This window comes from Thermocrispum sp. (assembly GCF_002919275.1).
Taxonomy (GTDB): domain Bacteria; phylum Actinomycetota; class Actinomycetes; order Mycobacteriales; family Pseudonocardiaceae; genus Thermocrispum; species Thermocrispum agreste.
The window spans coordinates 1-20,093 of the sequence record NZ_PKFA01000033.1 but is presented as its reverse complement, the minus strand read 5'-3'; the positions used below and the strand labels follow the sequence as shown (position 1 = coordinate 20,093).

At 70.8% G+C, this 20,093-nt stretch carries 19 protein-coding genes, 1 tRNA gene and 1 pseudogene; 8 read left to right on the top strand and 13 right to left on the bottom strand.

Translation table 11 applies throughout. The features are described 5' to 3' along the window. Positions 1 to 188 precede the first annotated feature (188 nt). Positions 189 to 797, bottom strand: coding sequence for an ANTAR domain-containing response regulator (locus CXP56_RS07075; RefSeq protein ID WP_286900486.1), 609 nt, complete (start codon positions 795 to 797; stop codon positions 189 to 191). Between the two features lie 207 nt (positions 798 to 1,004). On the opposite strand from CXP56_RS07075, the gene CXP56_RS07070 reads away from it, so the two are divergent. Continuing rightward, positions 1,005 to 1,081: transfer RNA gene (locus CXP56_RS07070), tRNA-Leu, on the top strand. 340 nt (positions 1,082 to 1,421) lie between these two features. On the opposite strand, the gene CXP56_RS07065 is transcribed toward CXP56_RS07070, so the two are convergent. The 9 genes from CXP56_RS07065 to CXP56_RS07025 form a co-directional block, all read right to left on the bottom strand. Continuing rightward, positions 1,422 to 1,850, bottom strand: coding sequence for a VOC family protein (locus CXP56_RS07065; RefSeq protein WP_051309654.1), 429 nt, complete (start codon positions 1,848 to 1,850; stop codon positions 1,422 to 1,424). Positions 1,851 to 1,919: 69 nt separating this feature from the next. Then, positions 1,920 to 2,357 (bottom strand): nuclear transport factor 2 family protein, encoded by a 438-nt coding sequence (locus tag CXP56_RS07060; protein WP_286900484.1) that lies wholly within the window; start codon positions 2,355 to 2,357, stop codon positions 1,920 to 1,922. 17 nt (positions 2,358 to 2,374) lie between these two features. Then, the gene (locus CXP56_RS07055; RefSeq protein ID WP_286900482.1) at positions 2,375 to 4,453 is read right to left on the bottom strand and encodes an NADPH-dependent 2,4-dienoyl-CoA reductase; all 2,079 of its coding nucleotides are present in this window, start codon (positions 4,451 to 4,453) and stop codon (positions 2,375 to 2,377) included. Continuing rightward, entirely contained in the window at positions 4,450 to 5,004 is a 555-nt protein-coding gene (locus CXP56_RS07050) for a PadR family transcriptional regulator (protein ID WP_028846556.1), read from the bottom strand. The genes CXP56_RS07055 and CXP56_RS07050 overlap by 4 nt, the downstream gene beginning before the upstream one ends. A gap of 173 nt (positions 5,005 to 5,177) precedes the next feature. Continuing rightward, a complete protein-coding gene (locus CXP56_RS07045; protein ID WP_028846555.1) occupies positions 5,178 to 6,011 on the bottom strand; it encodes a class II fructose-bisphosphate aldolase in 834 nt (277 codons plus the stop codon). After that, entirely contained in the window at positions 6,002 to 6,925 is a 924-nt protein-coding gene (locus CXP56_RS07040) for a 1-phosphofructokinase family hexose kinase (RefSeq protein ID WP_342665090.1), read from the bottom strand. The genes CXP56_RS07045 and CXP56_RS07040 overlap by 10 nt, the downstream gene beginning before the upstream one ends. Further along, complete coding sequence (gene nagA / locus CXP56_RS07035) at positions 6,916 to 8,031, bottom strand: N-acetylglucosamine-6-phosphate deacetylase (RefSeq protein WP_286900480.1); 1,116 nt, start codon at positions 8,029 to 8,031, stop codon at positions 6,916 to 6,918. Before nagA ends, CXP56_RS07040 begins: the two co-directional genes overlap by 10 nt. Further along, positions 8,031 to 8,969, bottom strand: a complete 939-nt coding sequence (locus CXP56_RS07030; protein ID WP_286900478.1) for an ROK family protein — start codon at positions 8,967 to 8,969, stop codon at positions 8,031 to 8,033. The genes nagA and CXP56_RS07030 overlap by 1 nt, the downstream gene beginning before the upstream one ends. After that, positions 8,966 to 9,856: an SIS domain-containing protein gene (locus tag CXP56_RS07025; protein ID WP_028846552.1), complete on the bottom strand. Its 891-nt coding sequence runs from the start codon at positions 9,854 to 9,856 to the stop codon at positions 8,966 to 8,968. Before CXP56_RS07025 ends, CXP56_RS07030 begins: the two co-directional genes overlap by 4 nt. A gap of 175 nt (positions 9,857 to 10,031) precedes the next feature. Between CXP56_RS07025 and CXP56_RS07020 the strand changes: the two genes are divergently transcribed. From CXP56_RS07020 to CXP56_RS06995, 6 genes are all read left to right on the top strand, one after another. Next, positions 10,032 to 10,829 (top strand): DeoR/GlpR family DNA-binding transcription regulator, encoded by a 798-nt coding sequence (locus CXP56_RS07020; protein ID WP_028846551.1) that lies wholly within the window; start codon positions 10,032 to 10,034, stop codon positions 10,827 to 10,829. 143 nt (positions 10,830 to 10,972) lie between these two features. Beyond that, complete coding sequence (locus tag CXP56_RS07015) at positions 10,973 to 12,202, top strand: extracellular solute-binding protein (RefSeq protein WP_028846550.1); 1,230 nt, start codon at positions 10,973 to 10,975, stop codon at positions 12,200 to 12,202. Positions 12,203 to 12,216: 14 nt separating this feature from the next. After that, a complete protein-coding gene (locus CXP56_RS07010) occupies positions 12,217 to 13,209 on the top strand; it encodes a carbohydrate ABC transporter permease (RefSeq protein WP_245566536.1) in 993 nt (330 codons plus the stop codon). After that, positions 13,209 to 14,039 carry a carbohydrate ABC transporter permease gene (locus tag CXP56_RS07005; protein ID WP_028846548.1) on the top strand — a complete coding sequence of 277 codons (831 nt, stop codon included), beginning with the start codon at positions 13,209 to 13,211 and terminating at the stop codon, positions 14,037 to 14,039. Before CXP56_RS07010 ends, CXP56_RS07005 begins: the two co-directional genes overlap by 1 nt. A gap of 16 nt (positions 14,040 to 14,055) precedes the next feature. Further along, complete coding sequence (locus CXP56_RS07000) at positions 14,056 to 15,171, top strand: ABC transporter ATP-binding protein (RefSeq protein ID WP_028846547.1); 1,116 nt, start codon at positions 14,056 to 14,058, stop codon at positions 15,169 to 15,171. 110 nt (positions 15,172 to 15,281) lie between these two features. Beyond that, positions 15,282 to 16,967: a bifunctional 3'-5' exonuclease/DNA polymerase gene (locus tag CXP56_RS06995; RefSeq protein ID WP_502694566.1), complete on the top strand. Its 1,686-nt coding sequence runs from the start codon at positions 15,282 to 15,284 to the stop codon at positions 16,965 to 16,967. Here the strand turns inward: CXP56_RS06995 and CXP56_RS06990 are convergent. Beyond that, the gene (locus CXP56_RS06990) at positions 16,949 to 17,971 is read right to left on the bottom strand and encodes an MBL fold metallo-hydrolase (RefSeq protein WP_051309650.1); all 1,023 of its coding nucleotides are present in this window, start codon (positions 17,969 to 17,971) and stop codon (positions 16,949 to 16,951) included. The genes CXP56_RS06995 and CXP56_RS06990 overlap by 19 nt on opposite strands. A gap of 184 nt (positions 17,972 to 18,155) precedes the next feature. Between CXP56_RS06990 and CXP56_RS06985 the strand changes: the two genes are divergently transcribed. Continuing rightward, positions 18,156 to 19,004, top strand: a complete 849-nt coding sequence (locus CXP56_RS06985; RefSeq protein WP_156899093.1) for a YciC family protein — start codon at positions 18,156 to 18,158, stop codon at positions 19,002 to 19,004. A gap of 1 nt (position 19,005) precedes the next feature. On the opposite strand, the gene CXP56_RS06980 is transcribed toward CXP56_RS06985, so the two are convergent. Together CXP56_RS06980 and CXP56_RS06975 are read right to left on the bottom strand one after the other, a co-directional pair. Beyond that, positions 19,006 to 19,821 carry an SDR family NAD(P)-dependent oxidoreductase gene (locus CXP56_RS06980; protein ID WP_028846544.1) on the bottom strand — a complete coding sequence of 272 codons (816 nt, stop codon included), beginning with the start codon at positions 19,819 to 19,821 and terminating at the stop codon, positions 19,006 to 19,008. A 44-nt stretch (positions 19,822 to 19,865) separates the two neighbouring features. After that, positions 19,866 to 20,093 (bottom strand): annotated as a pseudogene (locus tag CXP56_RS06975) (cytochrome ubiquinol oxidase subunit I); the annotation flags it as partial.

Below are 20,093 nucleotides of genomic sequence, written 5' to 3'. Positions count from 1 at the left end.
CGACAATCCCTCACGAAAACGCCGGTTAGGGCAGTGAACTAGCCCAATTGGCCGCATACGTGATGCGAAGGTATCGGCAAGTGTACGACCGGCGTTTGCGCGCCACGCAGTGACTCAGGTTACAGATCGTGAAAACCTCCGCCCGGCAAGACCGTTTGCCGGGGCGGCGCGGAAAGCAAAGGCGGCGGCTAGACCTTGATGCTCTCGATCACCGCTTGCGCGACCGACTTCATGGTGACCCGCCGGTCCATCGCGGTGCGCTGAATCCACCGGAACGCCTCCGGCTCGGTCAGCCCCTGGCTGGTCATCAGCAGGCCCTTGGCCCGGTCGATGAGCTTGCGCGTCTCCAGTCGGTCGGCCAGGTCGGCCACCTCGGACTCGAGCGCCTGCAGCTCGGCGAACCGGCTGACCGCCAGCTCGACCGCGGGCACCAGGTCCCGCTTGGCGAACGGCTTGACCAGGTACGCCATGGTGCCCGCGTCCCTGGCGCGCTCCACCAGTTCGCGCTGGCTGAACGCGGTCAGGATGACCACCGGGGCGATCCGCTCGCCGGTGATCTTCGACGCGGCCTCGATGCCGTCCATCTTCGGCATCTTCACGTCCAGGATGACCAGATCCGGTTTCAGCTGCGCGGCCAGCTCCACCGCCTGCTCGCCGTCGGCGGCCTCACCGACCACCTCGTACCCTTCTTCGCGCAGCATTTCCGCCAGATCGAGCCGGATCAACGCCTCGTCCTCGGCGATCAGGACGCGACGCTTCTGCTCGGCCTTGCCCTGGACGGTGGCCGTGTCGGTCACCGAAGCCTCCTGGGTGCTCGCATGATCTTCGCTGGTTGCGCGCACTCAGATTACCGAGAACGCCGCCTGGCCTGCAGCGGGAGCCCGGCAAGCGGGACGTTCGTCACCACCGCCGACCCCGAAGGGCAGTGCCGGACGGACGCCTGCCGCATCCCCGGGCCGAGCACCGCGGCACCACGCCCATCCCTTAAGATCGGGGCGGAGCCTGCCCCCGTAGCCCAATTGGCAGAGGCAACGGATTCAAAACCCGTCCAGTGTGAGTTCGAGTCTCACCGGGGGCACCACCGTCGCCGTCACCCGTCGCTCCGGCGAGCACACCTCAGCCTGCGCCTGGCACCTCGCCGTGCCCGGCCGGGGCTGGAAATGTTCACCTGCGCCCCGCCACGCTGATTCGTCGTACGTCCTTGATCGTCCATGATCGTCGTGGTGGGCAAGTAACGGAGGCGAACTGCCCTGCCAGGCCGTCGCCGGAAGGGCGAATTGGGAAGTTCGGCATAACGCGCCGGAAAATTGCGTCCACTATTGGTGCGACCAAGCCCCGTTGCCCGACACGGTTCCGCTCGCGCGGCACACGGCAGAACCCGCCACGCGGCAATGCGCCGTGGCGGCCCGTGCCGGCCGGGTTCACAGATTTTGCGCGATCATCCACAGATGGCCCCACGGGTCGGCGAATCGTCCGGCCCGCTGCCCGTAATCCCGATCCCGTATCGGGAACACCACGCTGCCACCGGCCTCGGTCATGCGCGCGCCGACCGCGTCCGCGTCGGTGACCTCGAGCGCCATCACCACCGGGCATCCGCCCGGCGACGCCGGTGACGGGTCGTGGTCGTCCTCGTCCTTCACCGCGACCAGCACGTCCCCGATGCGCAGCATGGCGTGGACGATCTTGCCGTCCTGGCCGCCGGTGTCGGTGTGCCGTTCCAGTTCCACCGCGCCGAAGGCCTTCGCATAGAAATCGATCGCCGCCGCTGCATCACCGACGACCAGCCGCGGATAGACCGCCGTCACGACGCTGCCCGCCGTGGTGCGAGGGTCGTTGCCGGATTCGCTCATGGGGCCATCCTGCACCCGCGCGCCCCCGATGTCTTGGACAAATCGGCGGTCGGCAGCGTCCGTCTGACGTCAGCCGGCGCCGGAGCCGGGTGCCGGGACCACGCCGTCGGCCACCAGCCCGCGCATCACCGCCTCACCGACCGCCTGCACCGCCGACAACGGCCGGATCATCACCGTGAACGTACCGATGCGGCCCGCTTCGTCCAGCTGGATCAGATCGATGCCGTCGACCTGTTTGCCGTCGACCGTGGTGCGGAAATGCAGAATGTGCGACTCGGCCCGCGGACCGTCGTGCCCCAGCACGTCGGTGCCGGAGTATTCCCCGACGTAGCGGAAGTTCTCGAAGGTGCGGCCCAGCACCCGGAACAAGGCGGACACCTGGCCGATCCCGCGGAACGGGGTGAACTTCACCGGGCTGTGGAAGGTGATGTCGGGCGCGAACTCGCGCACGGCGGCGGCGAAGTCACCGGACTCGACCGCTTGCCGGAACCGCTGCACGGCGTCCATGGCTTCTCCTCGTGGTGTCAGATGGTGGCGGCCAGCCTCGTCCCCTGGTCGATGGCCCGCTTCGCGTCCAGTTCCGCGGCGACGTCGGCGCCGCCGATGACGTGCGTGACCACCCCCTTGGCGATCAGGTCGTCGGCCACGTCGCGCCGGGATTCCTGGCCTGCGCAGATCACCACCGTGTCCACGTTCAACACCCGGGTCCGGCGGTGATCCTTGCCGTAGACGATGTGCAGTCCGTCGTCGTCGATGCGCCGGTAGGCCACCCCGGTGATCTGCTCGACCCCCTTGGCCTGCAGCGCGGCGCGGTGCACCCAGCCCGTGGTCTTGCCCAGGTCCTTGCCGATCTTCGAGGTCTTGCGCTGCAACAGGTACACCTTCCGCGGCGGCCGCTCCGGCGCCGGCTCCCCCACGCCGCCGCGAACGTCCGGAAGGTCGGCCACCCCCCACTCACGCTGCCACATGGAGATGTCCAGCGACGGCGACCGGGTGTGGGTCAGGAACTCGGCGACGTCGACGCCGATGCCCCCGGCCCCGATCACGGCGACCTTGTCGCCGACCTCCTTGCCGTGTCGCAGCACGTCCACGTAGGACAGCACCGACGGGTGGTCGATCCCCTCGATCTGCGGAACGCGCGGGACGACCCCGGTCGCCACCACGACCTCGTCGAACTCGCCGTCCACCAGCCGCTGGGCGGTGACCAGCTCGCCGAGGTGCAGCTTCACGCCGGTCACCTCGATCCGCCGGGTGAAGTACCGAATCGTCTCGGCGAACTCCTCCTTGCCCGGAATGCGCTTGGCCATGGCGAACTGGCCGCCGATCTCGTCTTCCGCCTCGAACAGCTCCACGTGATGCCCGCGTTCGGCGAGCGTGGTGGCCGCCGCCAGCCCGGCGGGCCCCGCGCCGACCACGGCGATCCGCTTCACCCGGCGAGCAGGCAGCAACCGCAGCGTGGTCTCGTTGCCCGCCCGCGGATTGACCAGGCAGGTCGCGGGCTTCATGGCGAACGTGTGGTCGAGGCACGCCTGGTTGCACGCGATGCAGGTGTTGATCTCGTCGGCGCGGCCTTGCTGCGCCTTGCGCACCCACTGTGGATCGGCCAGGAACGGCCGGGCCAGCGACACCAGGTCGGCGTCCCCGCGCGCGAGCACCTCCTCGGCAACCTGCGGCATGTTGATCCGGTTGGACGTGATCAGCGGAATCGACACGTGCGCCTTGAGCCTGGCCGTGACGTGCGTGAACGCCGCGCGCGGCACCGAGGTCACGATGGTCGGCACGCGGGCCTCGTGCCAGCCGATGCCGGTGTTGATCATGGTGGCCCCGGCCGCCTCGACGTCCTTGGCCAGCGCGACGATCTCGTCCCACGTCTGGCCCTCCGGCACCAGGTCCAGCATCGACATCCGGTACACGACGATGAAGTCCGCGCCCACCCGCTCGCGGACCCGGCGCACGATCTCGACGGCGAACCGCCTGCGGTTCTCCGCCGAGCCGCCCCACCGGTCGGTTCGCCGGTTGGTGCGCGGCGCGAGGAACTGATTGATCAGGTAGCCCTCGGAGCCCATGATCTCGACGCCGTCGTAGTCCGCCTCGCGGGCGAGCTCCGCGGCGCAGGCGAAGTCGTCGATCGTCCTGCGGATCGCGCGGTCACTCATCGCCCGTGGCGTGAACGGATTGATGGGCGCCTTGACCGCGGATGCGGACACCGAGAACGGGTGGTAGGCGTACCGGCCGGCGTGCAGCAGCTGCAGCGCGATTTTTCCGCCCTCGTCGTGCACCGCGCGGGTGACGATCCGGTGCTTGCGGGCCTCGGCGCGCGTGCTCATTTTCGACGCGAACGGATACAGCCAGCCCGTCCGGTTCGGCGCGAAACCGCCGGTGACGATCAGAGCGGCCCCACCCCGGGCGCGTTCTGCGAAGTACTCCGCCCACGCCGGGAACCGCTTGGCCCGGTCCTCGAGCCCGACGTGCATCGACCCCATCACCACGCGGTTGGGCAGCGTGGTGAAGCCCAGGTCGAGCGGGCGCAGCAGGTTCGGGTACTCGCCCCCGCCCGAGTCGGCACCGTCCGGACGATCGCCATCGGCCGTCGTCTCGGTCATCCCCGGCTCCCTTCCTCGTCCCGCCGCATGGCTTCCAGCACTTCGTCGCACCACTCGACGGCGCATTGCTCCGACCGGATGCCTGCCCGCAACACCAGGTACTGGTGCAGGCGCTGCCCGGTCAGCCGGCCGGCATCCGGGAAGTCGCGCTGCTCGATCGCGCGATACTCGTCGAGCCGTTCGGCGTGCCGGTCTCGGTGCCTGGCGACCTGCTCCATCACGTCGCGCACGTCGCCCATCGACGCCCCGCGCACCTTCACCGCCAGATCGTTGCGGACGGCCGCGGGACCGTCCGGCTCGGCCAGCCACCGGCGCAGCTCGGCCCGGCCCGCGTCGGACACCCGGTAGACCTTCTTGTCCGGCCTGCCCTGCTGGACCACCGCCTGCACGTCGACCCAGCCGAGCTCGACCATGCGTTTGAGCGTGCGGTAGATCTGCTGATGGCTGGCCGCCCAGAAGTACCCGATCGACCGGTCGAACCGGCGGGCCAGCTCGTAACCACTGCCCGACTTCTCCTGTAACGCGACCAGAATCGCGTGCTCCAGCGCCACACGAGAACGGTAATATGCAACTCGTCGCAGTGCAACATGTTGCATACGGCCGCGCGAGGATCCCTCATGCCGCGGTGAGGGCGGCCAGTGGCGCGGGAACCGGCGAGCCGACGCCGCACCCCGATGCGAGCCGACGCCGCACCCCCATGGACGATCGAAGAACGCGAAAACGGTCAGCGGGACAGCACGCCCAGCAGCCTGGCTACTTCGGCCGCGACCGCGTCCCGCGCCGGCCCGATGTACTTGCGGGTGTCCACCAGCTCCGGTTTCTCCGCCAGGCGTTCCCGCACCGTCCTGGTGAAGACGGCGTTCAGATGGGTGGCGATGTTGATCTTCCGCATACCTGCCCGGACGGCCTTGGCCAGATCGTCGTCGGGGACTCCCGACGAGCCGTGCAGCACCAGCGGCACGTCCACCGCCGCGTGCAACTGGGCGATCAGGTCGAAATCCAGCTTGGCGTCGCGAGTCGTCATCGCATGGCTGGAGCCGACGGCCACGGCGAGCGCGTCCACTCCGGTGGCGGCGACGAACGCAGCGGCTTCGCCGGGGTCGGTGCGTGCCCCGGGGGCGTGGACTCCGTCCTTTCCGCCCACTTCGCCGAGCTCGGCCTCGACCCACACGCCCCGCTCGTGACACCAGCGCGTGATCTCCGCGGTGACCGCCACGTTCTCCTCGTAGGGCAAGGCCGACGCGTCGAACATCACCGACCCGAAGCCCAACTCGACGGCCTCACGCACCAGCTGTTCGTTGGTCACATGGTCGGCATGGACCGCGACCGGGACCTCCGCTGCCCGCGCGACGGCCAGCGTGGCCGCACCGATCGGCGCCAGGCCGCCGTGGTACCGCACGCAGTTCTCGCTGATCTGCAGGATGACCGGCCTGCCCGCCCGTTCGGCCCCCGCCACGATGGCCTGCGCGTGTTCGAGCTGGATGACGTTGAACGCCCCGGTCGCCGCTCCTGCGGCCGACTCGGCGGCCACGATCTCGCCGGTGAGTGTCAATGGCATGACGTCTCCTCGACCTTGCGCACCGACACGGCGGCGCGCAGCCGGTGATAGGTGTCCTTGTCCACGTCGCCCGCCAGGGGCGCGGCAACGGCGGCACCGCCCATGGCCGCCGCTTCGGCCAGCCGCTCCGGCCACGGCCGACCGGTCGCCAGCCCGACGGCGAGCGCAGCCACCACGGCGTCGCCGGCACCGGTCGGATTGCCCTGCACCGGCTCGGCGACCGCACGCCAGACGCCTTCGCCGGTCACCGCCAGCAGGCCATCCGCCCCGAGAGACACCACCACGTCGCCCGCCCCGGCTTCCCGCATCGCGGCGGCCGCCGTCCGGGGATCGCCGGAAGCCACGGTCGCCAGTTCCGCGCTGTTCGGCTTGACGACGGCAGGGCGTCCGCGCAGGCCGTGCCGCAACGCGTCGCCCGACGAGTCGAGGACGACCGGGACACCGGCGTCCGCGGCGAGCCGGCCGAGCTCGGCATACCCGTCGGGCGGCACCCCCGGCGGCAGCGACCCGCTGAGCACCACCACCGCGGCGTCGGCAAGGTGCCGCCGATATCCCGTGACCAGCGCGCTCCACTCCTCCGCCGTCACCGTCGGACCCGGCTCCAGCAGCACGGTCGCGTCGGAATCCACCACCGTGACCGTCTTGCGGGACTCCCCGGCAATGGGCGTCATCGCCTCGGGCAGGCCCGCCGACCGGAGTTCGGCGCGGATCTGCTCCCCCGTCACCCCGCCCACGAATCCGCACGCCAGCACGTCATGACCGGCCGCATGCAGCACTCTGGCGACGTTCACTCCCTTGCCACCGGCGCGCGCGTCGATCGACCGCACCCGCGCCGACGCGTGCCTGACCAGCTCGTCCACCCAGTACGTGACGTCCCACGCGGTGTTGGGAGTGACCGTCAGAATCACTGCCACCGGCCTCCGCGGGCGACACGGCGCACCTGCAAGTCGTCGTCGAGCACCACGAGGTCGGCACGCTGCCCGGCGGCGATCTCACCCCGGTCCACGAGCCCGATGGCTCGCGCCGGGGTCCCGGAGGCCGCGCGGGAGGCGTCGACGACGGACACCCCCGCCGCCACGGCCGCTCGCACCGCGGCATCCATGGTCAGCGTGCTCCCGGCGATGGACCCGGTCGCCGCGATGCGCGCGACGCCGTTTGCCACCCGGACGCGCTGCCCGCCGAGCTCGTACTCGCCGTCGCCGGCCCCGGCAGCGGACATCGCATCGGTCACCAGGGCGACCCGCTCGCTGCCGACCTGCGCGAAGACCCCGGCCACCACCGCGGGATGCAGATGGACCCCGTCGTTGATCAACTCCACCACGGCGGCCGGGTGATGCAGCGCCGCGCCGACGACCCCCGGCTTGCGGTGATGCAGCGGCGGCATTCCGTTGAACAAGTGGGTGGCGACGGTGGCCCCCGCGCGGAAAGCCTCGGCGGCCACGTCGAACGTCGCATCGGAATGCCCAACCGCCGCCACCACGTCCGCCGCGGCCAACTTCTTGATCAGATCCATGCCACCCGGCCGCTCGGGAGCGACGGTGACCATCCGCACGGTGCCGCAGCCGGCGCGCAGCAGGTCGTCCAGCAGCTCGCCGTCCGGCTCGAGCAGCAGCTCGGGGTCGTGGGCGCCGCAGCGCGCCTCGGCCAGGAACGGCCCTTCCAGGTGCACGCCGGCCAGCGTTCCGTCGGCCACCAAGGGCACCAGTTCGCGCACCGCCGCCAGCAGCTGCTCCGGGGGCGCGGTGACCAGGCTCGCCAGCATCGTGGTGGTGCCGTGCCGCCGATGGAACGCCGCCGCCCGCCGCGCCTGCTCGGGATCGCCGGTGGTGAAGCTGGCTCCCCCGCCGCCGTGCACGTGCATGTCGACGAATCCGGGCAGCACCCAGCCGTCCAGCCGCTCGGCGGTTTCCGCGGGCGACCCCGCACCGACCTCGGTGATCCGGTCGCCGTCCACCCGGAACCACCCGGGCGCGAGCACCTCGTGCGGGGTCACCAACCGTTCGGCCGCGTAAATGGTCATCAGTTCCGCTCCCGTACCGGCACCGGCCGGCCAACACGTTGCCACGCGAACAAGCCCGCCCCGAGACAGCCGGCCCGCTCCCCCAGCTCGGCCGGGACCAGCCGGGGCCGCTTCTGGAAACTCAGCCGCTCGGCCAGCCGCGCGCGCAGCGGCTCGAGCAGCCGCGGGCCGGCTTCGGCCAGCCCGCCGCCGACGACGATCAGCTCCGGGGCGAGCAGCGAGCAGTACATGCACAGCGCACCGGCCAGCGCGTCGACCATCTCGGCCCACAGCTGGCGCGCGTGCTCGTCTCCGGCGTCCACCCGGGCGGCCACCTCCGCCGCGGTGACCTGCTCCCCGGTGCGCTCGGCGTAGTGCTGCGCCAGCGCCCGGGCGGAGACCACCGTCTCCAGGCAGTTGCGGCCGCCGCAGCCGCACGGGCCCGCGGACGGCGAGTCCACCTCGATGTGGCCGATCTCGCCGGCGAACCCGGTACCCCGGTACGGCTCGCCGCCGACCATGATCGCGCCGGCCACCCCGGTGCCGATGGCCAGGAACAGGTGGTCACCAGCCCCGCGCCCGGCGCCGAGCACGGCCTCCGCCAGGCCGCCGGCGCGCACGTCGTGGCCGAACGCCACCGGCAGCGCTGTCTTCTCCTGCAACAGTGCCCGAAGGGGCACGTCGCGCCAGCCCATGTTGGCCGACAGCACCGCGATGCCCGCTTCGTCGTCGGTCAGTCCGAGAACCGCCACACCGACCGCGACCGGGGTGTGGCCGGCGCGCCGCGCGCCGGTCTCCAGCTCCTGGATGCACGCGACGACCTGGCCCACCACGCCATCGGCGCCCGCCGCCCGGTCGGTCGGCACGCTGCGGGGGGCGTGCAGCGTGCCGGTGGGGTCGACCAGGCCCGCCTTGATCGCCGTGCCGCCGACGTCGACGGCGATGACGCACTCGCTCACTTGTTCAGGATGATTGAGTACGCCAGGTTGCGCGGCTGGTCCGGGTCGATGGCGGCACGCTCGGCCAGTGCCACTGCGAGCCGCTGCGCCCGGATCAGCTCGACCATCGCGTCCCGGTCCGCCTCGACCCACCGGCCACCGGTCCGCCGCACGTCGTCGGCCAGGCCCTCCGGCGCCTCCCCCAGCATCCACACCAGGCTGCGCTCGTCGGTCACGCTGATCGGGCCGTGCCGGTACTCCATCGCAGGGTAGGACTCGGCCCAGGACAGCGACGCCTCGCGCAGCTTCAGGCCCGCCTCGTTGGCGATGCCCACGGTCCAGCCGCGGCCCAGGAAGGTGAACTGGGTCGCCTCGACCGCGCCGTCCGGCAACGGCTCGGCCACCGCGCGCTCGGCGTCGGCGATCAACGGCTCGAGATCCTGGCCCAGGTGGGCACGCAACACCGCGAGCGCGGTGGTGGCGAACCGGGTCTGCACCACCGACTGCTCGTCGGCGAAGTCCAGCACCACTGCCTCGTCGGCGGCCTCGACCACCGGCGTGCTCGCGTCGGCGGTGATCACCGTGGTGGGCACCGTCCCGCGCAGCCGGCGCAGCAGGTCCACCACCTCGGTGGTGGTGCCGGACCGGGACAGCGCTAGTACCCGGTCGTACCGCCGGGTCCCCGGGAACTCCGACGCGGGCAGCGCGTCGGTCTCCCCGCCCAGCTCGCCGCCGTGCCGTTCGCGCAGCGCGGCGATGGTCTGCGACATGAACAGCGACGTCCCGCAGCCGGTCACCGCCACCCGCTCGCCGGGCCGCGGCAACGCGGCGGCGTGCGTGGCGGCCAGCTCGGCGGCCTTCCGCCAGCAGTCCGGCTGGCTGGCGATCTCCACCTCGACGTGACTCACCGTCCCCGCCCCCGTTCGCGCGCCGGGACATTCCGCCTCGATGTGGACATCTCGGACCCCTCTCGGATGGGTTGTCGATCTCGACCCTCGCGCCACGCTGCGCAATATTGCATGATAGTTGCAGAAATGAACATGATCACGCAACAGCCGGCCCGGACATGAAGGAGGCTCGGCCATGCGCAAGTACGCCCGGCTGAACGCCCTGCTGGAGCTGCTCGCCGAGCGCGGCGAGCTGAACGTCGACGAGGCGGCCGCCGAGCTGTCGGTGTCCCCCGCGACGATCCGGCGCGACCTGGACACCCTGGCCGAGCAGCAGCTGCTCACCCGCACGCACGGCGGCGCGGTGCCCAACGCCACCGCCTACGACCTGCCGCTGCGCTACAAGTCGGTGCGCAAGGCCGAGGAGAAGCAACGGATCGGGCGGGCGGCCGCGGCGCTGGTCAGCCCGGGCGCGATCGTCGGCAGCAACGGCGGGACCACCACCACCGAGGTCGCCCGCGCCATCGCCACCCGCGCCGACCTGCAGGAAGGCGCGCACGACGGCACGGGCGGGCAGTCCATCACGTTCGTCACCAACGCGCTCAACATCGCCAACGAGCTGACCGTGCGGCCGCACATCAAGGTGGTGGTCACCGGCGGGGTGGCGCGCACCCAGTCCTACGAGCTGATCGGCCCGCTGGCCGAGCACATCCTGGACAACCTGAGCCTGGACATCGTGTTCCTCGGCGTGGACGGGCTGGACGTCTCGCACGGCGCGTCGGCCCACCACGAGGGCGAGTCCAGGATCAACACGCTGATGGCCTCGCGCGCGCGTCAGGTTGTCATCGTGGCCGATGCGTCTAAGCTCGGTCGGCACGCGTTCAGCCGCATCTGCCCGATCGAGGACGTGGACGTCCTGGTCACCGACCGATCGGCGCCGAAAGATCTGCTCGATCGTTTCACCGCGGCGGGACTCAAGGTCATACGTGCCTAACGAATGGTCTAGACCTGTTGATTTCTGCTTGATATTAGGTAACACTGCACAAATTCACGCAGTCCGAGACACGCGCTAAGCCCGAGAACAGCAGAAAGGGGCGCGTCAGGATGAGGTTTTCACGCAGAGCATCCCGCGCGGCCATGCGCGTGGTCGCGCTGGGCGCGACCGCAACGCTGGCCCTCACCGCGGCCGCAGCCTGCGGGTCCGACGAGGCGGACGGCGACGGCAAGACGATCACCTTCGTCGCCGCCGAGTACAGCGACAAGACCGAGCCCTACTGGCAGGACCTGGTCTCCCGGTTCGAGAAGGCCAACCCCGGCTTGAAGGTGGACCTGCAGGTGATCAGCTGGGACGACATCGACGGGCACGTGCAGAACCTCGTGCTCAACGACAAGGCGCCCGACCTGCTCAACCTGAACAAGTTCGCCGACTTCGCCGAGGACGGCCTGCTGTACAAGGCCGGCGACGTGCTGCCGAAGGAGGTCCTCGACGACTTCATCCCGAGCTTCGCGGAGAGTTCGAAGTTCGAGGGTGAGCAGTACGGCCTGCCGTTCATCGCCAGTGCCCGGCTGCTGTTCTACAACAAGGACCTGTTCGCCAAGGCCAAGATCAGCGAGCCGCCGAAGACCTGGGACGAGCTGAAGGAAGCGGCCAAGAAGATCAGCGACCTGCCCGGCGACGCCATCGGCTACGGCCTGCCGCTCGGACCGGAGGAGGCGCAGGGCGAGTTCCAGATCTGGATCAACTCCAACGGCGGGCACTGGGTCGACGACCAGGGCAACTGGACCATCGACAGCCCGGAGAACCTGGAGACGCTGCAGTTCCTCAAGAGCATGGTGGACGAGGGGCTGACCCAGCCGAACCCGGCCAAGACCGACCGCGCCGACGTGATCGAGGCGTTCGCCGCCGGCCGGATCGGCATGATCCGCGGCCTGCCGCAGACCCACAACAACATCGCCGACCAGGGCAACAAGTTCGAGTACGGCATCGCGCCCAACCCGGTGGCCGAGGAGGGCATGGAGCCCAGCACGCTCGGCGTGCAGGACTATCTGATGGCGTTCGACAACGGCAAGGGCGCGCAGGAGACGCTGCGGAAGTTCCTCACCTTCTTCTACCAGGAGGAGAACTACAGCAAGTTCATCACCACCGAGGGCTTCCTGCCCACCACGCAGTCGGCGAGCGAGGCGCTGTCCGACGACGAGAAGATGAAGCCGTTCGTCGAGGCGCTGCCGCAGGCCAAGTTCTACCCGGTGACCGACCCGAAGTGGACCGCGGTGGACGGTGCGGTCAAGCAGCAGATCGGCAAGGCCGTGCAGGGCACCGACCCGAAGAAGGTGCTGGAGCAGCTGCAGAAGACCGCCGAGGGCTGAGAGGCTGACCGGTCGTGACCGCGACATCGAAGACGGTTCCGGCGTCCGCCGCGACCGGTGTGGGGAAAGCGGGCGGCCCGCCCACCGGGAAACCCGGTGCGGGTCGCCCCTCCCCCGGCCGGGGCAAGCGTCCGGGAACCGACCATCCGCTGACCCCGCTGCTGTGGCTCGGCCCTGCCCTGCTGTTGATCGCCGGCGTCGTGCTGTGGCCGGTGGTCGAGATGGTGCTGACGTCGGTGCGGGAGGTGTCCCGCGCCGGGGTCATCCGCGGCTGGGCTGGGCTGGAGAACTTCGAGGCGCTGTTCGACGAGCCGGACCTGGTGCCGGTGCTGATCCGCACGCTGATCTGGGTCGTCGGCGTCGTCGGGGTCACCCTGCTGATCTCGCTGGGGCTCGCCCAGCTGCTCAACGCCCGGTTCCCCGGCCGCAAGCTGGTGCGCTGGGCGATGATCGTGCCGTGGGCGGCGTCGGTGGTGATGACCGCCATCGTGTGGCGCTGGATCCTCGACTTCTTCCACGGCATGGGCAACACGATCCTGCTGGATCTCGGCCTGATCGACGCGCCGCGTGATTGGCTCGGTGAACCGGGTCTGGCCTGGCTGTGGCTGATGTGGGTGGCGGTGTTCGTGTCGCTTCCGTTCACCACCTACGTGCTGCTCGCCGGCCTGCAGACCATCCCGGGCGACGTGTACGAGGCGGCGCAGGTGGACGGCGCCTCGCGCTGGCGGACCTACCGCACCATCACGTTGCCGCTGCTCAAACCCGCCGTGCTGGTCGCGACGGTGATCAACGTGATCAACGTGTTCAACTCGTTCCCGATCATCTGGGCGATGACCCGCGGCGGCCCGGGGCACGACACCGACACCACCACCACGTTCATGTTCAAGCTGCTCCGGCTGGACAAGGAGGTCGGCCAGTCCGCGGCGATGGCGGTGCTGAACTTCCTGATGATCGTGGTGATGGTGCTGTTCTACCTCAAGGCGGTGCGGTGGAAGGAGGTCGACTGATGCGGGCCCACCCGATCCGCACGGCGGTGATCGCCGCGCTGGCCTGGCTGGTCGCCTTCTTCGTGCTGGCGCCCTACCTGTACATGTTCGTCACCGCGCTGAAACCGCGGTCGGAGGTGTTCACGTTCCCGCAGGGCTACCTGCCCGAGACGTGGCAGTGGTCGAACTTCGTCGAGGTGTGGGATCGCATCCCGCTGTTCGAGTACCTGCGCAACACGCTGATCATCGCCGGGCTGTCGACCGTGCTGGCCGTGGCGGTGGCGTTGCCTGCCGCCTACTACACCGCGCGGCGCCGGTTCCGGGGCCGCCGGGCGTTCCTGCTGCTGGTCCTGGTCACCCAGATGTTTGCCCCAACGGCCCTGGTGATCGGGATCTTCCGGGAAATGAAGGTGCTCGGGCTGACCGACACCTACCTGGCGCTGATCCTCACCAACGCCGGCTTCAACCTGGCATTCTCCATCTGGATCCTGCACGCCTACTTCTCCTCCATCCCGGTGGAGCTGGAGGAGGCGGCGCTGCTGGACGGGTGCGGGCGGCTGGCCGCGTTGGCCAAGGTCACGCTGCCACTGGCGGTGCCGGGGGTGATCACCGCGGTGATCTTCACGTTCATCGCGGCGTGGAACGAGTTCATCGTGGCTCTGACGCTGACGACCGACGCGGACACCCAGCCGCTGACCGTCGGCATCACCAGTTTCATCGGGGAATACCAGGTGCAGTGGCAGTACCTGTTCGCGGCCTCCCTTGTCGCCGTCGTCCCGGTGGTCGTACTGTTCGCATTCATCGAGCGCTACCTGGTCAGCGGGCTGACCGCGGGCAGCATCAAGGGTTAAAGGGGAGAGACACACAATGGCAGCTGTGCGCTATGAAGCGGCCACCCGCCGCTACCCGGGCTCGGAGCGAGCCGCAGTCGACGCTCTCGACCTCGAGATCGAAGACGGCGAATTCCTCGTGCTCATCGGGCCGTCCGGGTGCGGGAAGTCGACGTCGCTGCGCATGCTCGCTGGGCTGGAACCGCTGGACGAAGGCGCCATCCGGATCGGCGACCGGGACGTGACCAACCTGCCGCCCAAGCAGCGGGACATCGCGATGGTGTTCCAGAACTACGCGCTGTACCCGCACATGACGGTGGCGGAGAACATGGGCTTCGCGCTCAAGATCGCAGGCAAGCCGAAGTCGGAGATCAAACAGCGGGTCGCCGAGGCCGCCAAGCTGCTCGACCTGGAGCCGTACCTGGACCGCAAGCCGAAGGCGCTGTCCGGTGGCCAGCGGCAGCGCGTGGCCATGGGCCGCGCCATCGTGCGCGAGCCGCAGGTGTTCCTGATGGACGAGCCGCTGTCCAACCTGGACGCCAAGCTGCGCGTGTCCACCCGGACCCAGATCGCCGCGCTGCAGCGCAGGCTGGGCACCACCACCGTCTACGTCACCCACGACCAGGTGGAAGCGATGACCATGGGTGACCGGGTGGCCTTGCTCAAGGACGGCGTGCTGCAGCAGTGCGACACCCCGCGCGCGCTGTACGACAAGCCCGCGAACACGTTCGTCGCCGGGTTCATCGGCTCGCCCGCGATGAACCTGCACACCGCCAAGATCACCGATGGCGGGGTGAGCATCGCCGGGGTCACCATCCCGGTTTCGCGCACCACGCTGGACGCCGCGGCCGCCGAAGGCGCGGACAGCATCGTGCTGGGCTTCCGTCCGGAGTCGCTGGAGATCGTCTCCGCCGACACGCAGCCGCCCGGCTTCCCCGCCACCGTGCAGGTGGTCGAGGAGCTGGGATCGGACGCCTTCTGCTACACGACCCTGCCCGGGCACGACGCCGCGGAGGGCGCCGGAGGCGTCGACGTCATCGCCCGGGTCGACCCGCGGACGCCGCCGCGCAAGGGTGAAACGCTCTACCTGCGGATCCGCCCGGAGGAGGCGCACGCCTTCTCCACCGTCACCGGCAACCGGCTGCCGAGCTGACGTCGCGTTGGCCCGCTGACTTGTGATCGCGGCCGCCCACGCCTGGCGTGGGCGGCCGTCGTCGTGCCGGAACACTCGTGGTTGTCGGCTCGGCGGGCGACAATGGCGGCGTGCGGATCGTCGTCGCGGAGGACTCGGACGCCGGAGTCGGCCGCCGCTACTCCGTCCGCGGCCTGGACGACGCCCTGCCCGAGAAGCGCGGCCTGTCCGCCGAGGAACTTGCCACGATCGTCCGCGACGTCGAAGGCACAGCGAACTCTCCGCCCACGTGGGTCTTTCCCGCCACCGACCGGATCTACCCGGTACTGCTGTCCGCCGGTGTCCGGGTACGTCGCTGCCACGACCTGCGGACGACCGAGGGCCTGCTGCTCGCCTACGAGGGCAGGCACGGCGAACCTCGCGGCCTGGCTGCCGCGTACGCCAGGGCGCGCGGTGAGCCGCCGCCCCCGGAGGACGACACGCCGGCCGACGAGCCGTCCGCGCAAGGCGTGCTGTTCGAGCCGTCCGGTCCTGCCCTGCCGCACGGGGTGACCGCCACCGAGGCGGCCGGGGTGGTGCTCGCCGAGCAGGAGCGGTGGCTGGAGCGCCTGCCCACCTCGGAGCGGATGCGCCTGCTGGTGGCTGCGGAGTCCGCGTCCACGCTGGTCGCGGCGGAGATGACGGCGGACGGCCTGCCGTGGGACGCCGGCGTGCACCGGCAGCTGCTCACCGACCTGCTCGGCCCGCGGGTGGCGGGCGGCCGGCCGGCGAAGCTCGCCGAGCTGGCCGAGCGGATCGCGGCGGCGTTCGGCGAACCGGTCAACCCGGATCATCCGCCGAGCGTGGTGCGTGCTTTCGCCCGCGCCGGGATCGAGGTTCCGTCGACCCGGGCCGCGGCCCTGGTGGGCGTCGACCACCCGGCGGTGGAGCCGCTGCTGAAGTACAAGGAACTCGCCAGGCTGCACTCCGCGCACGGCTGGACCTGGCTCGCCGAGTGGGTGCACGACGGCCGGTTCCGCCCGCATTTCGTCGTCGGCGGCGTGGTGTCCGGGCGCTGGGCGAGCCGGGGCGGCGGGGCACTGCAGATCCCGAAGACGTTGCGCCGCTGCGTCCGGGCCGACCCCGGCTGGAAGCTGGTGGTGGCCGACGCCGCCCAGCTGGAGCCACGGGTGCTCGCCGCCATCTCCGGGGACCAGCGGCTCGCGGCGGTGTCCACCGCGGAGGATTTGTACACCGGCCTGGCGGCCGAGGCGTTCGGCGGCGACCGGGCGCGCGCCAAGGTCGCCATGCTGTCCGCCATGTACGGCGGGACCGCCGGTGAAGCCGGTGCGCTGCTGGCGGTGCTGCGGCAACGATTCCCGGTGGCCGTCGGCTACGTGGAGCAAGCCGCGCTGACCGGGGAGCGTGGCGAGCTGGTGCGCTCCCGCCTGGGACGCACTTCTCCCCCGCCGCCGGAGGCGTGGCGCTCCCTGACGGGCAGCGCCGACGACTCCCAGCAGGCCGCGGCCCGGCGCGCGGCCAAGGACTGGGGCCGGTTCACCCGCAACTTCGTCGTGCAGGCCAGCGCCGCCGACTGGACGGCGGTGCTGCTGGCCCTGGTGCGCAGCAAGCTGCGCGATCGGGCGCCGGAGGCCCAGCTGGTCTTCTTCCAGCACGACGAAGTGATCGTGCACTGTCCAGCGGCGGTGGCCGCGCTGGTGTGCGACGTGCTCGAGGAGTGTGCCGCGGAGGCGGGACGCCTGGTGTTCGGCGAGCGGTGCCCGGTGTGTTTCCCGCTGATCGGCGAGGTCGTCGACAGCTACGCCGACGCCACGTGAGCCTTCCACCACGGGGCCGGCGGGGGCGGTGTGGCGACGTCGATCCGCTGTCCCGGGTTCGGCACCGCGATCGGGACCCCCGCAGCCTCGGCGGCGGCGACAGCGCGCTCCGCCGGCTCCGCCCACGGATGCGGGGCGAGAGTGAAGGTGCCCCAGTGCACCGGGATCAGCAAGCCGCCACGCAGGTCCCGGTGCGCGCGCACCCCTTCCTCCGGCGTCATGTGCACGTCCGGCCAGCTCGCGGCGTAGGCACCGACCTGGATCAAGCTCGCGTCGAACGGGCCGTGCTCGGCACCGATGGCCGCGTAACCGTCGAAGTAGCCGGAATCGCCGCTGTAGAAGACCCTGGCGTCGGCTCCGGCGATGACCCACGACGCCCACAGCGTGGGGTTGCGCCGCAGGCCGCGCCCGGAGAAGTGCCAAGCCGGGGTCGCGGTCAGGCGGACCCCGGCGACGTCGGCCGACTCCGTCCAGTCCAGCTCCACGATGCGCTCGGCCGGCACCTGCCAGAACCGCAGATGGGCGCCGACGCCCAGGGGCACGACGAACGGAGCGTCGGTGTTGTCGCGCAGCCAATCGACGGTCGGCATGTCGAGGTGGTCGTAGTGGTCGTGCGAAAGCACCACGGCGTCCACTCGGCCGACGTCGGCGAGCCGGTGCGGCACGGGATGCAGGCGCCGCGGCCCGATCGGCACCGGCGACACGCGCGGGCCCCACACCGGGTCGAGCAGCAACCGGACGCCGGAGATCTCCACCAGCGACGAGGCATGGCCGTACCAGGTGACGTGCAGTCCGCCGGGGGCGGGCGGCTGGGCGGGCGTCAGCGGAACCGGAACCGCCGGCTTGCGGCTGCCCCGGTTGCGCCACATCTCGCGCAGCGTCGAGCGCACGTCCTCGGCCGGCGGGACCACCGTGGTCCGGCCGAGGTTGTGGAACGCCCCGTTGCGATACACCGAGTTCCTCGCCCGGCGCGCCATCTCCTCCGGATCGGGAAGCGCCCCCATTGCGCGCACCGCCGACACCCTCGTCACCATGGCATTCCCCTCCACCGGCGCCGCCCGGGCACCGGCTCTCGACACGACCTTCCCTGTCTCACCCCTGGCTGTCCACGGGTACTCCCCGACTTCCTCCACGGTAGGTGTGCCCGTCCCGGCGCGCACTGCCGCCGGCAAGCTAGGCTCGATCGTGATGAACCGTCCGTCGAATCAGCCCCGATGGCCAGAACTGCGGTCGCTGCGGCCGGGCGTCATCCCGCTCGGCCCGCTGACCATGACCGAGATCTTCCTCGGCGCGGTGGACGTGCTGCGCAAGCACGCCGCGCTGCTGTTCGGCACGTCCCTGGTGACCTTGGCGGTGACCCGTGCCGTCGTGCACCTGTTGACCGCGCCCATGCTGGCCGAGCTGCCCCGGCTGCCCGCCCGGCCGACCCAGACTCAGCTCAACGACTACGTCGCCCGGCTGATGCCGATCAGCGGCATCGACACCGCGCTGAGCACCGTGGCGCTGGTGCTGGTCACCGGGATCGCCACGGTCGCGGTGGGCCGTGCCGTGCTCGGCAAGCCGCTCACGCTGGCCGAGGCCGCGCGCGAGATCGCACCCCTGGCGCTGCCGCTGCTCGGGCTGACCGTGCTGGTCAGCCTGATGGTCGCGGCCGGGCTGCTGGCGTTCCTGGTGCCCGGGGTGTGGCTGGCCGTGGTCTTCGGCCTGGCCGCGCCCGCGCTGGTGCTGGAACGCACCACGATCATGCGGGCGTTGCGCCGGTCGCGGGACCTGGTCTACGGGCACTGGTGGCAGGTGTTCGGCGTCCTTGCCCTGGCGTTCGTGATCATCCTCGGGGTGAACGCGCTGGCGGCGACCATCACCGGTCCGCTCACCCCGGCCGACGACGTGTTCAGCCTGCCCATGCTCGGATCCGTGGTCGCGGGCGCACTCACCGCGCCGTTCTTCGCCGCCGTGACCGCGCTGGTCTACGTCGACCGCCGGTTCCACACCGACGATCTGGCGCTGGAGCTGGCCAGGGCGGCGGGACTGCGCTGAGTCAGCTCCGCCGGCCGGCCAGCAGGGACACGATCCGCTGGTAGCCGGAGGCCAGTACGCGCGGTAGGAGGTCGATGACGTAGGCGTCCGGACCGACGAGAATGCGGGCCTGATCGCGTTGGACACCGCGCAGGATGCGGCGTGCGGCGCTGCGCGGCGAGGTCAGGGCGATGCGGTCGAATCCCGCCGCCAGCGCCTCGCGGTCCAGCCCGGCGGCGGCACGCCCGTTGCGGGCGATTGCGGTCCTGATGCCGCCTGGGTGGACGCAGCTGACGCCGACCGGGTGCCCGGCGATCTTCATCTCCTGACGCAGCGCCTCGGTGAACCCGCGCACGGCGAACTTGGTCGCGGTGTAGGCGCTCTGGTTCGGCACCGCGACGAGCCCGAACACGCTGGACATGGTGACCACATGGCCGTCGCCGGAGGCGATCAGCTGCGGCAGGAACGCCTTCGTGCCGTGCACGACGCCCCAGAAGTTGATCCCGACGATCCACTCCAGGTCGTCCCAGCCGAGCCGTTCCACCGGCCCGGTGAGCGCGACACCGGCATTGTTGATCACCAGGTTCGCGCCGCCCAGCTCCCGGCGCACGTCGTCGGCGTGGTGATGCACCGCGGCACGGTCGGACACGTCGAGCTCGGCCTGCTTGACCGTCGCCCCGAGGCACTCACAGCGCCTTGCCGTCTCGGCGAGCCCGTCCGTGTCGATGTCGGACAGCGCGAGGACGGCGCCGCGTTCGGCCAGTTCGACAGCGAGCGCACGACCGATACCCGACGCGGCACCGGTGACCACCGCGACCTTGCCGGCGAACGATCTCATGCCGGCGAGGGTAACTTACCGGCGGTAAGGTGCCGCGCCCTCGATCACTTCGGATCGCTGGGGCCGGGCACGTTGTCGCCCTCGCCGTCGGCCACCGCGGTCGCGCCCACCTCCCCCAGCGACCGCTCGCGCCGCGGCCTGCCGGTCAGGCCGACGTGCCCCTCGGTGTGCATCCGCTCGACCATGTGCGGGTAGTGCAGCTCGAACGCGGGCCGCTCGGACCGGATCCGCGGCAGCTCGGTGAAGTTGTGCCGCGGCGGCGGGCAGCTGGT